The organism is Sporosarcina ureae (genome assembly GCF_002109325.1).
Lineage (GTDB): Bacteria > Bacillota > Bacilli > Bacillales_A > Planococcaceae > Sporosarcina > Sporosarcina ureae_C.
The window spans coordinates 1,854,122-1,869,535 of the sequence record NZ_CP015348.1 but is presented as its reverse complement, the minus strand read 5'-3'; the positions used below and the strand labels follow the sequence as shown (position 1 = coordinate 1,869,535).

At 40.3% G+C, this 15,414-nt stretch carries 13 protein-coding genes; 10 read left to right on the top strand and 3 right to left on the bottom strand.

From position 1 onward, the window contains the following. Positions 1-94 precede the first annotated feature (94 nt). Positions 95-517 carry an organic hydroperoxide resistance protein gene (locus tag SporoP32a_RS09360; RefSeq protein WP_085427657.1) on the bottom strand — a complete coding sequence of 141 codons (423 nt, stop codon included), beginning with the start codon at positions 515-517 and terminating at the stop codon, positions 95-97. A gap of 162 nt (positions 518-679) precedes the next feature. Between SporoP32a_RS09360 and SporoP32a_RS09355 the strand changes: the two genes are divergently transcribed. Beyond that, a complete protein-coding gene (locus SporoP32a_RS09355; protein ID WP_085427656.1) occupies positions 680-1,873 on the top strand; it encodes a DUF4317 domain-containing protein in 1,194 nt (397 codons plus the stop codon). A 248-nt stretch (positions 1,874-2,121) separates the two neighbouring features. Then, a complete protein-coding gene (locus SporoP32a_RS09350; protein ID WP_085427655.1) occupies positions 2,122-3,633 on the top strand; it encodes a malate:quinone oxidoreductase in 1,512 nt (503 codons plus the stop codon). Between the two features lie 150 nt (positions 3,634-3,783). Here SporoP32a_RS09350 and SporoP32a_RS09345 read toward each other — a convergent pair whose 3' ends face one another. Beyond that, complete coding sequence (locus SporoP32a_RS09345; RefSeq protein WP_085427654.1) at positions 3,784-4,320, bottom strand: ECF transporter S component; 537 nt, start codon at positions 4,318-4,320, stop codon at positions 3,784-3,786. A gap of 175 nt (positions 4,321-4,495) precedes the next feature. Between SporoP32a_RS09345 and SporoP32a_RS09340 the strand changes: the two genes are divergently transcribed. From SporoP32a_RS09340 to SporoP32a_RS09315, 6 genes are all read left to right on the top strand, one after another. Further along, positions 4,496-5,206, top strand: coding sequence for a polysaccharide deacetylase family protein (locus tag SporoP32a_RS09340; RefSeq protein WP_085427653.1), 711 nt, complete (start codon positions 4,496-4,498; stop codon positions 5,204-5,206). A gap of 229 nt (positions 5,207-5,435) precedes the next feature. Beyond that, positions 5,436-6,956: a phytoene desaturase family protein gene (locus tag SporoP32a_RS09335; RefSeq protein ID WP_085427652.1), complete on the top strand. Its 1,521-nt coding sequence runs from the start codon at positions 5,436-5,438 to the stop codon at positions 6,954-6,956. A gap of 13 nt (positions 6,957-6,969) precedes the next feature. Beyond that, complete coding sequence (locus SporoP32a_RS09330; RefSeq protein WP_085427651.1) at positions 6,970-7,833, top strand: phytoene/squalene synthase family protein; 864 nt, start codon at positions 6,970-6,972, stop codon at positions 7,831-7,833. An 18-nt stretch (positions 7,834-7,851) separates the two neighbouring features. Beyond that, positions 7,852-9,360 (top strand): phytoene desaturase family protein, encoded by a 1,509-nt coding sequence (locus SporoP32a_RS09325; protein WP_085427650.1) that lies wholly within the window; start codon positions 7,852-7,854, stop codon positions 9,358-9,360. 27 nt (positions 9,361-9,387) lie between these two features. Further along, the gene (locus SporoP32a_RS09320; RefSeq protein WP_085427649.1) at positions 9,388-10,506 is read left to right on the top strand and encodes a glycosyltransferase family 2 protein; all 1,119 of its coding nucleotides are present in this window, start codon (positions 9,388-9,390) and stop codon (positions 10,504-10,506) included. Positions 10,507-10,544: 38 nt separating this feature from the next. Then, the gene (locus SporoP32a_RS09315) at positions 10,545-11,027 is read left to right on the top strand and encodes a glycosyl-4,4'-diaponeurosporenoate acyltransferase CrtO family protein (protein ID WP_085427648.1); all 483 of its coding nucleotides are present in this window, start codon (positions 10,545-10,547) and stop codon (positions 11,025-11,027) included. Positions 11,028-11,132: 105 nt separating this feature from the next. Here SporoP32a_RS09315 and SporoP32a_RS09310 read toward each other — a convergent pair whose 3' ends face one another. Beyond that, the gene (locus SporoP32a_RS09310) at positions 11,133-11,918 is read right to left on the bottom strand and encodes a lantibiotic ABC transporter permease (RefSeq protein ID WP_085427647.1); all 786 of its coding nucleotides are present in this window, start codon (positions 11,916-11,918) and stop codon (positions 11,133-11,135) included. A gap of 152 nt (positions 11,919-12,070) precedes the next feature. Between SporoP32a_RS09310 and SporoP32a_RS09305 the strand changes: the two genes are divergently transcribed. Beyond that, positions 12,071-12,463 (top strand): (deoxy)nucleoside triphosphate pyrophosphohydrolase, encoded by a 393-nt coding sequence (locus SporoP32a_RS09305; RefSeq protein ID WP_085427646.1) that lies wholly within the window; start codon positions 12,071-12,073, stop codon positions 12,461-12,463. Positions 12,464-12,487: 24 nt separating this feature from the next. Then, complete coding sequence (locus tag SporoP32a_RS09300) at positions 12,488-15,391, top strand: DEAD/DEAH box helicase (RefSeq protein WP_085427645.1); 2,904 nt, start codon at positions 12,488-12,490, stop codon at positions 15,389-15,391. Positions 15,392-15,414 lie beyond the last annotated feature (23 nt).

Genomic DNA, 15,414 nt, shown 5'->3' with positions numbered 1-15,414 from the left:
GACGTTACATCCTATACTATTTTAAAAAGCTGTCCCGGAAATCGTCATCACGAATTCGGGGACAGCTCTATCTTGTGTTCGTACGATTTTGTAATCAGGCTACTGTTAATGTAACGGCAATATTATCTCTTGTAGCTTTAGAGTAAGGGCAGACTTGGTGTGCTTTTTCTACTAGTTCTTCTAGTTGTGCTTTTTCAATGTCTGTACCTTTTACTTGTAGTTCTACTTCTAGCTTGAAGCCACCGTCCGATTCGTCTTTACACAGGCTGACGTTTGCTGTGACTTCGGAAGAGAATTTAACGCGTTCTTTGCTTGCGACGAGTTGAAGTGCGCTGTCAAAACAAGCCGCGTAACCCGCAGCGAATAATTGCTCGGGGTTAGTAGAGCGCTCTAATTCTTTCGCTCGTTTTGTTCCAGGCATTGCCGTATCGAATTCAACTACTTGATCGGAAGACGCAACATGACCTTCTCTTCCTCCGTTAGCAGTTGCTGTGGCTGTAAATAGTTTTTCTGACATGAAATCACTACTCCTTGTATACATTTTTTAGTCTCACTCCATTGTGTACCCGTTTTTTCGTTTTTTATGTACAATTTATTTAATTTTTTCCAGATAAGTGTGATAACATCATCCAACGTGTTGAATCAATTCATTTAAATCAGTTAGGAAGTGGGAACGAAAATGAATAAGAACGATATTGCAGATATTCGTAAACGATTTAAATTAGATACAGATCTTCTAACAATCACTGATATTTACCATGTGTATATTAGACAGGAAAGCAGTGAGATTTATCATGAGGAAAGTCAGGCCTTTGCTTTGCTGGACCGTGAACAACAGGAATTATTCATGACGAACTTCAAGAAAGTACTTGGCGGTAAGCTAGGTATGAAGTTATTTGAAGTGAAGTTCGAACGTCAGGAAGAAGAGCCTAATGAGGAACACACACAAAAGTTATTGTATGAAGGTTTGCAGGCAGAAGAAGTAGATGATTGGAAAACTGAGATGCAGCATTTGGCATTGAAGATGGTGAAAGATGTCCAATATGAAAAAGATCTTGTCATCACATTTGTTCGTGGGAACTACTTTAAAAAGACCAAACGTAACAGTGAAGAGACAGAAATCGATATGCGTGATGAAGTGTTTACGACACCGTTTATTCTATGCAGTATGAATCACACCGACTTGCCGAAGCGCTCTATCGTATTTGATTTTCAAGAGCGTGAATTTAAATCGAATACGATGCTTGATCCTATCATTAATCTAGCATCACCCATCGGCGGCTTTCTCTTCCCTTGCTTTACAGACAATTCGGCTGATGTAAACCATGTCTTGTATGCAGCCGGTAAAGCGAATAAGCCCGATTATGCGTTTATAGAGAATGTCTTGAATGGAGAAGAAGTAGTTACTGCCGCTGACGATAAAGCTGTTTTCGAGGAGATTGTTAAACAAGTAGTAGGTGGCGAAGTAGATACGGAAACGCTAGGAAATGTCTACGAGGCAATCTACAGGTTGACTGTAGTGGATGAAGAAGAGGAAGAACCGGAAGAGCCACCAGTCATTGATGCGAAGCAAGTAGAGCGTGTGTTGAAAATGAGCGGTGTCGACTACGTCAATACAGAAGCGGTAGAAACGGCTTTCCAGACTATAGTCGATGACACATCTTATGAAATGAAGGCGGCTCACATTGTCCCTAGCTATACATCGAAGTCAATTAAAATTGAAACCAAAGTAGCCAATATTTCTATCAGCCCACAAGACTTGAAATATGTGAAGCAGGTCAACTATGATGGCAAGCAATGTATTTTGATTGAAGTAGAAGAAGATACGATTATTGAAGGATTTAAAGTGATTTCAGAAGATCTATTAACATGAAATTTCTCAATGCTAAAATAAAAAGAAAATATAACAGAATTCTGACACTTTATTGTGATTATCTTCACAAACAAACAGACAAGTCTCTTTAAACCTCGTTATATTTGATGTATACTAGAAAAGATGGTAGTAGTTGTATGGTCAAACCAAGACAGAATAAAGTGCTCCTAGTACGCGCCATGTATGCTGTGACGCCTTATTTAGGAACATTTACGTTTCTGTAAATTTCACATATAAGGAAGGTCAAAATGAGTAATAGACAAACTAAATCAGATGTTATTTTAATTGGTGCCGGAATTATGAGTGCGACACTAGGAACGATGCTAAAGGAATTAGCGCCAGACTGGAACATCTCCTTGTTCGAGAAACTGGATAGAGCAGGTGAAGAAAGCTCGCATGAGATGAATAATGCAGGAACAGGTCACGCAGCATTGTGTGAACTGAATTACACTTCTGAAAGACCGGATGGTACTGTAGATATTGCGAAAGCGGTTAAAGTAAACGAGCAATTCCAGCTTTCTATGCAGTTTTGGTCACATCTAGTCGAGAAAGAATTAATTAAAGATCCTGAGCAATTTATAATGCCACTGCCACACATGAGTCTTGTACAAGGTGAAGACAATGTGAAGTATTTGAAGAAGCGCTTTGAAGCGATGACAGCAAATCCACTATTCGAAGGAATGGAGTTTTCCGAAGATCCGGAGAAGTTGAAAGAGTGGATTCCGTTAATCATGAAAGACCGTACTGTCAATGAAGCAATTGCTGCAACAAAAATTGATACAGGTACGGACGTAAACTTTGGTGCGTTGACTCGTATGTTAATCGAGCACATGCAAAAAGTGGACGTTGAAGTGAACTACGGTCATCAAGTAGAAGATATCAAGCGTACAAGTGATGGCGAATGGGAATTAAAAATAAAGAATAATAAAGATGGAAAGCTTGAATTCCATAAAACTAAATTTGTTTTCATAGGTGGCGGGGGCGGAAGTCTTCCATTGCTTCAGAAAACAGGTATTCCTGAAAGTAAGCACATTGGTGGATTCCCAATTAGCGGTGTATTCATGGTTTGTAAAAACCCAGATGTCATTGCAAAGCATCATGCAAAAGTATATGGTAAAGCTAAAGTCGGTGCACCGCCAATGTCCGTTCCACACTTGGACACTCGCTATATAGACGGCGAAAAATCCTTGCTGTTTGGACCATTTGCAGGCTTCACACCGAAGTTCTTAAAAGAAGGATCTATGATGGATCTAATTGGTTCTGTAAAACCTAATAACTTAACGACTATGCTAGCATGTGGTGCAAAGAATATGTCGTTGACTAAGTATTTGGTAGAACAAGTAGTACAAACAAAAGAACAACGTATCAATGAACTGCGTGAATTTATTCCAGATGCGAAGAGCGAAGATTGGGATTTATGGACGGCGGGACAGCGTGTACAAGTTATCAAAGATACTCCAGATAGCAAAGGTACGCTACAATTTGGTACGGAACTTGTAACAGATAAGGATGGCTCAATTGCAGCGTTGCTAGGAGCTTCTCCGGGAGCATCTACTGCAGTAGCAGTTATGCTGGACCTTATTAACAAGTGCTTCCCTGAGCAAGTAAGCGACTGGGAGCCGAAGTTGAAGGAGATGATTCCTTCATTTGGTAAAGCATTAGCAGAGCATCCTGAGTTATTGAAGGACATGCATGCATCTACTTCCAAAACATTAAAACTGACAGAGAATGAGCTGGAGAAAGAAGTAGTTCATAACTAATTGTTAGAATCATAAAACTCTACTACGATGTGATTCGTAGTAGAGTTTTTTTAATGAATTCACTTTTATATACACTTAACTCGTTTAGTTCTAGAAAATGAATAGTACATATAAATAAACACTACCCACTGCTTTTGCAGTGGGTAGTGTTTATTTAAACATGGAAACCTTTTTCAACATCGCACAAACCGGAATAGCAATCGCTATTCCCACTGCGCATTGCACTAGATCACCTGGTATGGAAGCAAGCGGGATGATTAAACTGTTGTAGAGTATACTTTCTCCTACGTAGTAGCCTGCAACAGTGAGTGGTATCGAAATCAGCATGGCGAGTAGGTTAAATTTGAAGCTTGTTCCTTTACGGCCGTTTGACCATGCAACTTTACCAACAATATACCCTTGCAAGCCACGTGTCAGGATAGTGATAGGTGCCCACAACGCCCAGCCACTGACGAGGTCGAATAAGCCCATTCCGATAGCTCCTGCGATCATCCCTTTTTTAGGTCCGAATAAAATAGAGACAATGAACAACATGGCAGTACCGAGGTGAATCAGTCCACCGTTTCCAAGAGGCAGCTTAATATTAAGTAAAAGTGTAGCGACGAACACGAGTGATGCAAGCATGGACGTCAGTATTAAATCAAATGTCTTTGTTCGTTGCGTAGGATAACTTTGTGTTTTCTGCATGGTCTGTACCATCCTCACGTATAAAAGTATTAGATTTAGAATAAAGGGAATCTGATACTTTAAAAAGAGTCAATACAGGATAAAGTTTAGTGGTCAGAATAGAATGGATACATAGTTATGATTTTGAATTACGAATAAATACACTTTATACTAAAGAAAAAGGAAGTGAGTTAGTATGAAAAAACAAAACATTGCCTGGATTGCAGGAGCAGCTGCACTTCTTCCTTTTGCCTATGGCATGGGAGCTACCGCCTTGATCGGGTCAACAGGGTACCGAGTCATGAAACGTCTGCCAGAACGAAGAGGCATTGCTTTAACGTTTGACGATGGACCCAATCCCGTTTACACAATGCAACTGCTCGATTTACTTAAGCAACATCAAATCAAAGCAACATTCTTCGTAGTGGGTCAACATGTTCGTGACTATCCTGAGGTTGTCGAACGTATGCACAAAGAAGGTCATCAAATCGGTATTCATCACGACAACCATACATCTAGCTGGTTGCTAACGCCTTCTATGTTGTCACGAGAAATTAAGGAAACCCATCGTGCCATCTTCGATATTACAGGAGAATCACCAACAGTATACAGACCGCCATGGGGTTTTATGAACGCAGCAACACTATTCGTCACCAGACCGTATCAAATCGTCCTCTGGTCACACGTCTTCAAAGACTGGAAAATAAATAGTTGCGAGCAAGGACTACTAGAAGGCTTGCGTAACGTCCCAGCTGACGGTTCGATTATTTTACTACACGACGATGGCACTAACCGAGGTGCCGATGACCGTGCACCAGCTCATATGTTGGACAAGCTTTCTATTTACTTAGATGAAGCTGTAGGAAAGGGTATAGAATTTGTTTCTGTTAATAAGAGTAACTTGTAGTTTTTCTGTATAAATCTACAATAGATCACATGAAAAAGCCCCTAATCTTGTTATAAGATTAAGGGCTTTTTCACGTAATTTTAAAAATGCTAACTCTACTACTTGTGAAAATTCTTATAATAGTGTATAACCATTGTATAAGGTTTTATTGCGAAACTTGTAATTATTCCATTGATTATACAACTATGTACAATGTTTGTTTCACACTAGAAGTGAGGAGATGTAAAAAATGAAGAAAAAGGTAAACGTAATTGGCGCGGGTGTAGCAGGACTCGCGAGTGCCATCCGACTTCAACACGCGGGTTATCAAGTAGAGCTATTTGAGAAGGAATCTATGGCTGGAGGTAAGATGCACCGTATTCAACAAGACGGCTATCAATTCGATTTAGGGCCCACCATTGTAATGATGCCTGATCTATATAAAGAAATTTTTTATCTGTGTGGAAAAGACCCCGATGACTATATTCCTATGGAGCGTTTAGATCCAATATATAGCGTATACTTTGGCGACAAACCACAGGATCACTATGAAATCTCTGCTGAACTATCAAAACTGATGGAAGTGTTCGAAGGAATAAGCGAAGATGACGCGGCTGGATTCCTAGAATACTTGCAAGTGATTTATAAGCGTTTCCTAGTGGCGAAAGAACATTTCTTGCAGAAGCCATTCCGTAAACCATCGGATTTCTATAACTTGTCTGTACTTAAACAAGGTTTGAAGCTGAAGACATTTGACACAGCGGATGCATTTATGAGCAAGTACATTAAAGATGAACGTCTAAAGCAGATGATCAGTTTCCAGACATTATATATTGGGGTTTCTCCTTATAGTGGACCGTCACTATATACGATGATTCCGATGATCGAATTCCTCTACGGTGTCTGGTTTATTAAAGGCGGAATGTACACTATGGCATCATCGCTTGAGCGTTTGTTCCTAGAGCTTGGTGGCAAAGTACATTACAATACACCGGTCGAGGAGATAGTCATTGAAAATAGAGTAGCAAAAGGTATACAAGTTGCGGGTGAGTTCATCGAATCCGATTATGTAATGTGCAATGCGGACTTCCCATACGCAATGAAAAATTTGGTGAAAGATGTGCCTTCTAAAGGGAAGTACACAGATAAGAAAATAGATAATATGAAATACTCTTGTTCATGCTTCCTGATGTATCTCGGAATGGATAAGAAATATGAAGAAATAAAGACTGCACACAACTTTATCTTCAATGAGAAGTTGAGAGAAAACTTGGATGATATTTTTACTGGTAAGAAACTAGAAGAGGCATCTTTCTACGTTTATATTGGCTCCAAGTTGGATCCTTCATTGGCACCTGAAGGTAAAGATGGTTTGTATATTCTAGTACCTGTTTCCGACCGTTCATGTTCACAATACGAGTGGGATGAAGAAACAATCCAGCATTATCGCCACTACGTTCTAGAAGCATTGAAGAAAGTAAAAGGCTTTGAAAACGTGGAAAATGAAATTGTGTCTGAAAGCTTTATGACGCCGAAAGACTTTGAAGAACGTTTCAACGCACAAAATGGTGCAACATTCGGGTTGCAGCCAACACTTAGCCAAAGTAATCATTTACGTCCACAAAGTAAAGCAACGCATTGTGAAAATTTATACTTTACAGGTAGTAGTACACATCCAGGTGCAGGGGTGCCGATTGTTCTTCTTTCCGCACGAATCGCGACAGAAGAACTCATGCATGATGATAGAGGTATATTATTCCAAGCAACTTGAGAGGAGAATTCATATGGTAATCGATCGATCATCGACTATAGCTTCTGACTATGCCTATTGTGAAAAAATCATCAAGCGTCATTCAAAGAGCTTTTATTACGCGTTCTCAAATCTACCAAAAGATAAAGCACGCGCAGTATATGCTATCTATGCCTTTTGCCGAACTGCAGATGATAGTGTAGATGAAAATAATACAAGCGGTTTACAACTTATTGCGTTGGATCGATTGACAGATGAACTCAATCATTTTGCAAAAGGCCAAGAAGTAGATCATCCATTATGGAGAGCTTTACGTGACGTATTCAATCGTTTCGATATGGACTTACAACCGTTTTATGAACAACTGACAGGGCAACGTATGGATATTCATTTTATGAGCCCATCGAATCTTAGTTCATTGGAAACGTATAGTAAGTATGTGGCAGGTTCTGTAGGAAAAATGTTATTACCCATTATTGCGAGTAACGCTAAGACGGACTTGAATCGCGTGGCGGAAGATCTCGGCATTGCAATGCAACTAACAAATATCCTTCGTGATGTCGGTGAAGATTACCGAGACAAAGGTCGTATTTACTTGCCACAAGAGGAAATGGAACGCTATAAGTATAGTGAAGTTTTTTTGTCAGAAGGGCAAATCACAAAGAACTTTGTGGCTATGTGGGAATATCTTGCGAAACGTGCGGAGAACTTATATGACAATTTCACGCAACATATTGGAGAATTCGATGAGGATAGCCGTTTTCCCGTATTATCGTCAGCACATGTTTATCAAGGAATATTAAATAGTGTACGAAAAAGTGGATACGATTGTTTTAATCAGAAAAATTATGTGTCAGCGGTGGAAATGGCAAAGTTAGTTGCCCGTGCGAGCATGTAAGAAGGAGAGTGGCCCTATATGTTGGAAAACCAAAAACGCGTAGTGGTGATTGGCGGTGGCCTAGGTGGGCTGTCGGCTGCTATTTCATTAGCGCAACGTGATTATTCTGTAACCTTGTATGAACAAAACAATCATCTAGGTGGAAAATTAAATCGCTTGGAGCAAGACGGTTTCGGTTTCGATTTGGGCCCTTCCATTTTGACGATGCCGCATATTTTCGAAAAGCTGTTTGAGGATAGTGGGAAGTGTATGTCAGATTACGTAAAAATACTTAGATTAGAGCGTGAATGGCGTTCTTTCTTCCCCGACGGAACAGTGCTCGATTTATATGGTGATTTACAAAAGATGGAGCAGATGAACCCACAGTTATCACATAAGGATATGAAAGATTATCAGAAGTTCCTGAACTATTCTAAAGGTCTGTATGACATGACGGAAGCGGGCTACTTCAAAGAAGGACTGGACTCCACGAGTGAAGTGATTAAACATCATGGTGCACTCAAGTCGATTAAAGGCTTTGATCTGTTTTCTACTGTACACGGTGCAATTGACAAGCGTGTACGTAATCCGCATCTGCGCGATATGTTGTCGTACTTTATTAAATATGTTGGTTCTTCTCCTTATGACGCGCCAGCTATACTAAATATGATGGTCTATATGCAGCATGCGCAAGGTTGTTGGTATGTACCGGGCGGAATGCATCATTTAGCTAATGCACTTGTTCAATTGGCAGAAGAAGTTGGTGTCAAGCTACATACAGGGATCGGTGTTCGGAAAATGAAGACAGTTGGAGACCAAATTATTGGTGCTGAACTGGCTAACGGTGAAATAGTAGAGGCAGACTATTTCGTTTCCAATATGGAAGTAATTCCGTTCTACCAGAAGATGGTCGATAGTGACCCTAAGTTCACGAAAAAACTCGAGAAGAAGTTTGAGCCATCCAGTTCAGGCTTGGTTCTTCATTTAGGCGTAAAGAAGAGCTATCCGCAACTTAATCATCACAACTTCTTCTTCTCCAAGAATCTCAAAAAGCAAATGGATAAAGTATTTGTGAAAAAGCAATTACCTGATGACCCAACAATTTATCTCGTCAACACGAATAAAACAGATCCATCACAAACATTGCCAGGTCACGAAAATCTGAAAATCCTACCGCATATTCCACATATTCAAGATAACCCATTTACGCCAGCGGATTATTTGAAGCTTGAGAATAACGTGTTAGAAAAGCTTGAGCGTATGGGGCTAGAAGGTTTACGTGAGAACATCGTAACGCGTGATGTCTGGACGCCTCATGATATTGAACGCACATATGGCTCTCACCGTGGGGCGATTTACGGGACGGTATCGGATAAAAAGAAGAATAAAGGATTCAAACACCCGAAGCATAGTGAACGCTTTGATAATTTGTACTTTGTTGGTGGTACAGTCAATCCAGGTGGCGGTATGCCCATGGTGACACTAAGTGGTCAACAAGTATGCGATAAGATCCTGACGCGTGATATGGTGAAACGGTCACGATCATAAAGGAATGATACAGAGGAGGAGTTTGTGATGGATGTCTTATCGATCTCGCTACTGATTGCACTTGTCATAGCGCTCCTTGGCTTGTTATGTGGCGTACTAGTTTTTTGGCGAGTACCCACCATTCAGCATAAAGGTATTCCCACATCTTCTGTTTCCATTATCATTCCAGCAAGAAATGAAGAGTTTCGTCTGAAGCCGTTACTTGAATCCATTGTTCATCAGCGACACGTATCGTATGAAGTGATTGTGGTAGATGACGGCTCTACTGACGGTACAAGAGAATTGGCACGGTCTTACGGTGCTAACGTAATTTCAAATGAATTATTGGAAGAAGGCTGGATTGGAAAGTCTGCTGCTTGTTGGGCGGGTTCATTGGTAGCTAACAATAAATTATTACTATTTATGGATGCAGATACGGTCTTTACACATCCAGACAGTTTGTCGAATTATATCGCATCATTTGAATCCATGGGGAGCGGTGGAATTTTGTCTTTACAGCCGGAGCACTATGCCGAGAAATGGTATGAGCAGTTGGCATTTCTGTTTCCACTCATTGTGATGGCGGGTATGAACGTCTTTACAGTTGCAGGAACTCGTTTGAAGGCGGGGGGTTCATTCGGGCCGTGCTTGTTATGTGATAAGATGCAGTATGAAGAGATTGGCGGACATGCGGTCGTACGTGGAGCCGTAATGGATGATTTGGCGCTTGGGAAGGCGTTTCAACAACATGATTTGCCTGTACGTTGCTATGGTGGTAAGGGAATAGCCTGGTTGCGTATGTATCCAGGAGGCTTATCCGATATGGTACAAGGCTATTCAAAAAGTATGGCAAGTGGTTCTGCAGCGACCCACCCACTCGTTATGGTATTGATCTATACATGGATGGCGGGTGCATTAATTGCTGCTAGTATGCTATTTGTTTCAGGCTTTAGTTCGACAAGTTGGCTAGGGGTGTCTATTGGTTTATATATACTGTACGCAGTTGAATTAGCGGTCGCATCTAAACGTGTCGGTCGTTTTATTTGGTGGATATTCCCGCTATATCCACTATTGTTGGTCGTCTTTATTTCTATCTTTACGTACTCACTTTATCTATCAAAGCGAAAAGGTAGTGTACAATGGAAAGGGCGAAATATTAATGTGTGAGGTAATGAGTTGAAGGAACCAATGAAGGGGGTGATGGGATGCCGCTGATCGAATTGCCACTGCATAGAGTCATTCTTCTGGATGCAGTCGCGTGGATGATCTTTCATCTAACTATATCGGTGGCGGCGCAGCGAATTCCTATCAATTGGTTTGCGCGGAATGGACACTTGTTTAAGAGTTTTTCTTGGGAACAGGAAGGACGAATTTGGCAACGGTTATTCCGCGTGAAGAAGTGGAAGGGGCATATTCCAGACGGTACGTTGTTCATTTCGAGCGGATACAATAAAAGTCATTTGCATGGAGCGGATGATTCATCGCTTTATGACTTTCTTTTAGAATCAAGACGTGCGGAATGTGTACATTGGTTAACTATTTTGCCGGGATTTCTTTTCTTTTTCTGGAATCCAGTTTGGGCTGCTTGGCTTAATGTTGCCTATGCCGTACTGTTTAACGTGCCGTTGATCGTGGTGCAACGATTTAATCGTCCTCGATTGGAAAGGCTGTTGAATTCATCACGATAAGTTTTGTAGTAGAATGTATGTATTGGGTATTGTATGATAACACAACCTAATTGCACAACTATTTGACGCAAAGGAAAAGGCAATCGCCTGCTCCTTTGCGCTTTTTTATTTGCGTAACTTTTTCACAACAACGAATACAATAGTCAGTGCTATAAGCGCTAAGCAAATTATTATCGATAGAATAATCGTAGGATACTCTCCATTAAATCCACTCACTGCAGTGTGCTTCGAGTAAATACCGTAATATGCCCAAATCAACACAAGGGCATAGGCGATATCTTGTTGTCGAATAGTAGTCATAATTCCGATAGCAGCGCCAACAAATAAAATGATAATCGTCCATGTGACTTCAGATATTCCAAATCCATCCCAATCAATTGAGACGAGAAAGGCGGTAATATTCGCGATCGTAGCAATCGTGATCCATCCAAAGTAGACACTGAATGGAAGTTTGACGAAAAATGCTTCTCTACGTGTCAGTGTTGCATTCAAGGTGATGGTATTGATTTTGATGAGAGTTAGCAACATAAGCAACATCACAACAACGGAAAAAAGTAAGTATTCATAATGCCATAAGAAAATCCATGAAGCATTTAACAAAGATGAAATACAGAAGTACTTACCTACTTGACTTAAAAGTTGTGGATTCTTCGTTTTTTGAAACAACCCCAATTGATAGACGACGTGGAATAATAACAGTAAATAGATCAAACTCCAAATGGAAAATGTAAATCCTGCAGGTGCGAATAGATTTCCGTATTTATCTGACAGCTCACCTGTTGTTTGTCCGTTTAGGGGTAGTATATTTGCGAGTGCATTGGCTGCAATCATGATAACATACGTAACAACAATCACCACGCGCAATAATACGGATGTGTTTCCTCGTTTCATTTCTACACCTCATTTAAGTAGATTATATTATAGTAGTTGGTTAAGTATTCCTGTTTTCTAGCAGACTGAAACACTTTGAGACTTCTTCATTTAACTTCAATCGGTGGTATAATGAATCCCAACTGGATATAGCAAAAATAGAGGTGAAAAGAATGAAGAAACAAGTACATGTTGTAGGAGCAGTAATTGAAAATGCGCAAGGTGAATTATTGGCTGCTCTTCGAAGTCCTGAGATGACATTGCCGAATTATTGGGAGTTTCCAGGCGGGAAAATAGAATCTGGCGAAACATGCCAAGAAGCGCTACGCCGTGAGATTCAGGAAGAACTAGGTTGCGTGATTACGGTAGGAGAAGCAGTAGAAGACACTACATATGAATATGAAAAAGTGATCGTTCGTTTGGAAACATTCATGGCGAGCATTGTCGAAGGAAAGCCTGTGGCGGCAGAACATGCAGAATTACGCTGGGTTGTTAGAGATCAATTACATATGCTTGAATGGGCACCTGCGGATATTCCGGCGATAGAAAAGCTGGCAAACCAATAGCTTTAGAAATGGGGTAGCTTAGGAATGGGAGATTTTATTCGGCAATTAGAAGCATCTTTACAAAAAGGTTTTGTGAATAAAGAACATCATCAAAGTGGTAGTTATAAACCGGAGCTTTTGGTGAACAGTTCCCAAAAGAATACGACGGTGTTGTCTTCTATTCAAGATGAACTTCGTCACTGTGAACAATTTCTCTTTTCCGTGGCATTCATTACAGAAAGTGGGCTCGCTACACTTAAATCATTATTTTATGATCTACATAAACGAGGTGTAAATGGTCGGATCATCACGTCTACTTACTTATACTTCAATCAACCAAAAGTATTTCGTGAGCTTCTGAACATCCCAAATATTGAAGTGCGGTTAACTGAAAAGCAAGGCTTTCATTCAAAGGGGTATATTTTTCAGCAAGGTGATCAGTATTCATTAATTGTAGGGAGCTCAAACTTAACGGCACATGCGCTACAAGTGAATTATGAGTGGAATGTGAAGCTGACATCTCACCGCGATGGTGACATCGTTTATCACTTTAAGGATCAGTTTGAGGATGTATGGTCAGATGCTAATGAGTTAACTGAAGAGTGGATTGCACACTATGAAACAGCTTATCAAGACAATGCAGACCGGACGAGGGTGTCTCAAGTATTCGAGCATCCATCAGCTTATCAAACTAATGCGATTGAGCAAGCTTTGGAAGTAGTTCCGAATAAGATGCAACAAGCAGCTCTTGGCAGTATTGAAGCAGTACGTGCAACTGGTCATGATAAAGGACTAGTTATTTCAGCTACGGGTACAGGGAAGACGTATCTTGCTGCTTTTGATGTGCGAAAATTTTCACCTAAACGTATGCTGTTTATTGTGCATAGAGAACAAATCTTGAAGAAAGCCATGCAGGATTTTAAACGTGTACTCGGTGGAATGGATGAAGACTTCGGCTTGTACGTCGGGGCGAATCGACAGGCGGATAAAAAGTATGTTTTTGCGAGTATCCAAACATTATCAAAAGCTGAAAATCTTCAAGACTTCAATCCAGAAGACTTTGATTACATTTTAATTGACGAAGTGCATAAAGCAGGCGCAACTAGTTATTTACGTGTAATTGATTATTTCACACCTAAGTTCTTAATGGGGATGACCGCTACGCCTGAACGTACAGATGATTTCAACATTTACGAGCTTTTCGATTATCATATTGCGTATGAGATTCGTCTTCAAGAAGCGTTAGAAGAAGATATGCTGTGTCCGTTCCATTATTTTGGTGTGACGGATTTTGAAATAGATGGGGAGCTTATTGGTGACCACACCGTTCTTTCTAAATTGGTAACGAATGAACGTGTTGAGCATGTCATTGAAAAGATTACCTATTATAGTCACGCTGGTGATCAGGTGAAAGGCTTGATGTTTTGCAGTCGAAAAGAAGAGGCACATGAATTATCAAAAGAACTCAATTTGCGCGGCTATAGAACCGTAGCGTTAACGGGCGATGATTCGTATGATGAGCGCATGCGCAGAGTGGATCAGCTAGAAAAAGGAGAACTCGATTATATACTGACCGTGGATATTTTCAATGAAGGTATCGATATTCCAAGTATTAACCAAGTGGTCATGCTTAGACAAACACAGTCCAGTATCATTTTCATTCAACAACTAGGACGTGGACTGCGCAAGGATCACAACAAGCCCTTCGTTACGGTCATTGATTTTATCGGAAACTATGCGAATAACTATTTGATTCCAATTGCATTGTCTGGGGACCGATCGATGAATAAAGACAATGTTCGACGGAATATGAAAGATACTAGTTATATTAAAGGTGTCTCGACAATTAATTTTGAAGAAGTTGCACAGAAGCGTATTTTCAACGCAATCAACAGCAGTAATTTAACGTCTTTGAAAATCTTGAAAGATGCGTATCAAGATTTGAGGAATAAAATTGGCAGAGTGCCTTATCTATTCGATTTTATCGAGCAGCATTCTATTGATCCGGTCGTTATTATTAATAAACACGATAGTTACTTTAATTTTCTATTGAAGGTTGTATCTAAGGAAGATTCTATTCAAACGATTACTCCTTATGAGAATCAAGTATTAACGATGTTTTCTATAGAATTGATCAATGGCAAACGGATCCATGAAGTAGTACTGGCGGAAATGTTACTTTCTAAAGGAAGTGTACGCTTAGATGAATTCATCTACGAGCTAGAAACTACAGGCTGTCAAGTAGATGAGGATACGATTGAATCCGTCACACGAATTTATGATTTATCGTTTTTCACACAAAACGCCCAAAGGAAATATGGCAATCAAGCGATTATTACGATGGATCATAACCGAGTTTTCACGTTCAACGAAAAGATCCAGCAGAGTATAGAAGATGATTCGTATGCAGTGTTTCTAATTGCGGACGTGTTGCGTAGTGCGAAAGAGAAATCCAAAGTATACGATTGTGCAAATAAATTAACGCTGCATGCCAAATATTCACGTAAAGATGTATGTAAATTATTGAATTGGCAGGCGGATGAGAGCTCGACGATGTATGGTTATAAAACGAAGCACGGTACTTGTCCTATATTCGTCACGTATCATAAGCATGGAGAAGTGGAAGCGAGCGTGGATTACGGTGATGAATTCATCAATCCTGAGTTATTCAAATGGTATACTCGCAGTAACCGAACGCTCCGATCGAATGAAGTGCAAACGATTATTCAGGCGAAAGAAAAAGATATCGACATTCATTTATTCGTAAAGAAAGATGACGATGAGGGAACAGACTTCTATTACTTGGGTAAAGGCCTACCTGACCAGCAAAGTGTTGTGGAAGACCATATGATAGATGGTAAAGGAAAGCGTTTACCAGTAGTCCATATGAACATGGTAATGGAGCACCCAGTAGAAAACACACTCTATGATTATTTGATAGAAGCCTAAAAACCCCGCGAGATTCATCTCTC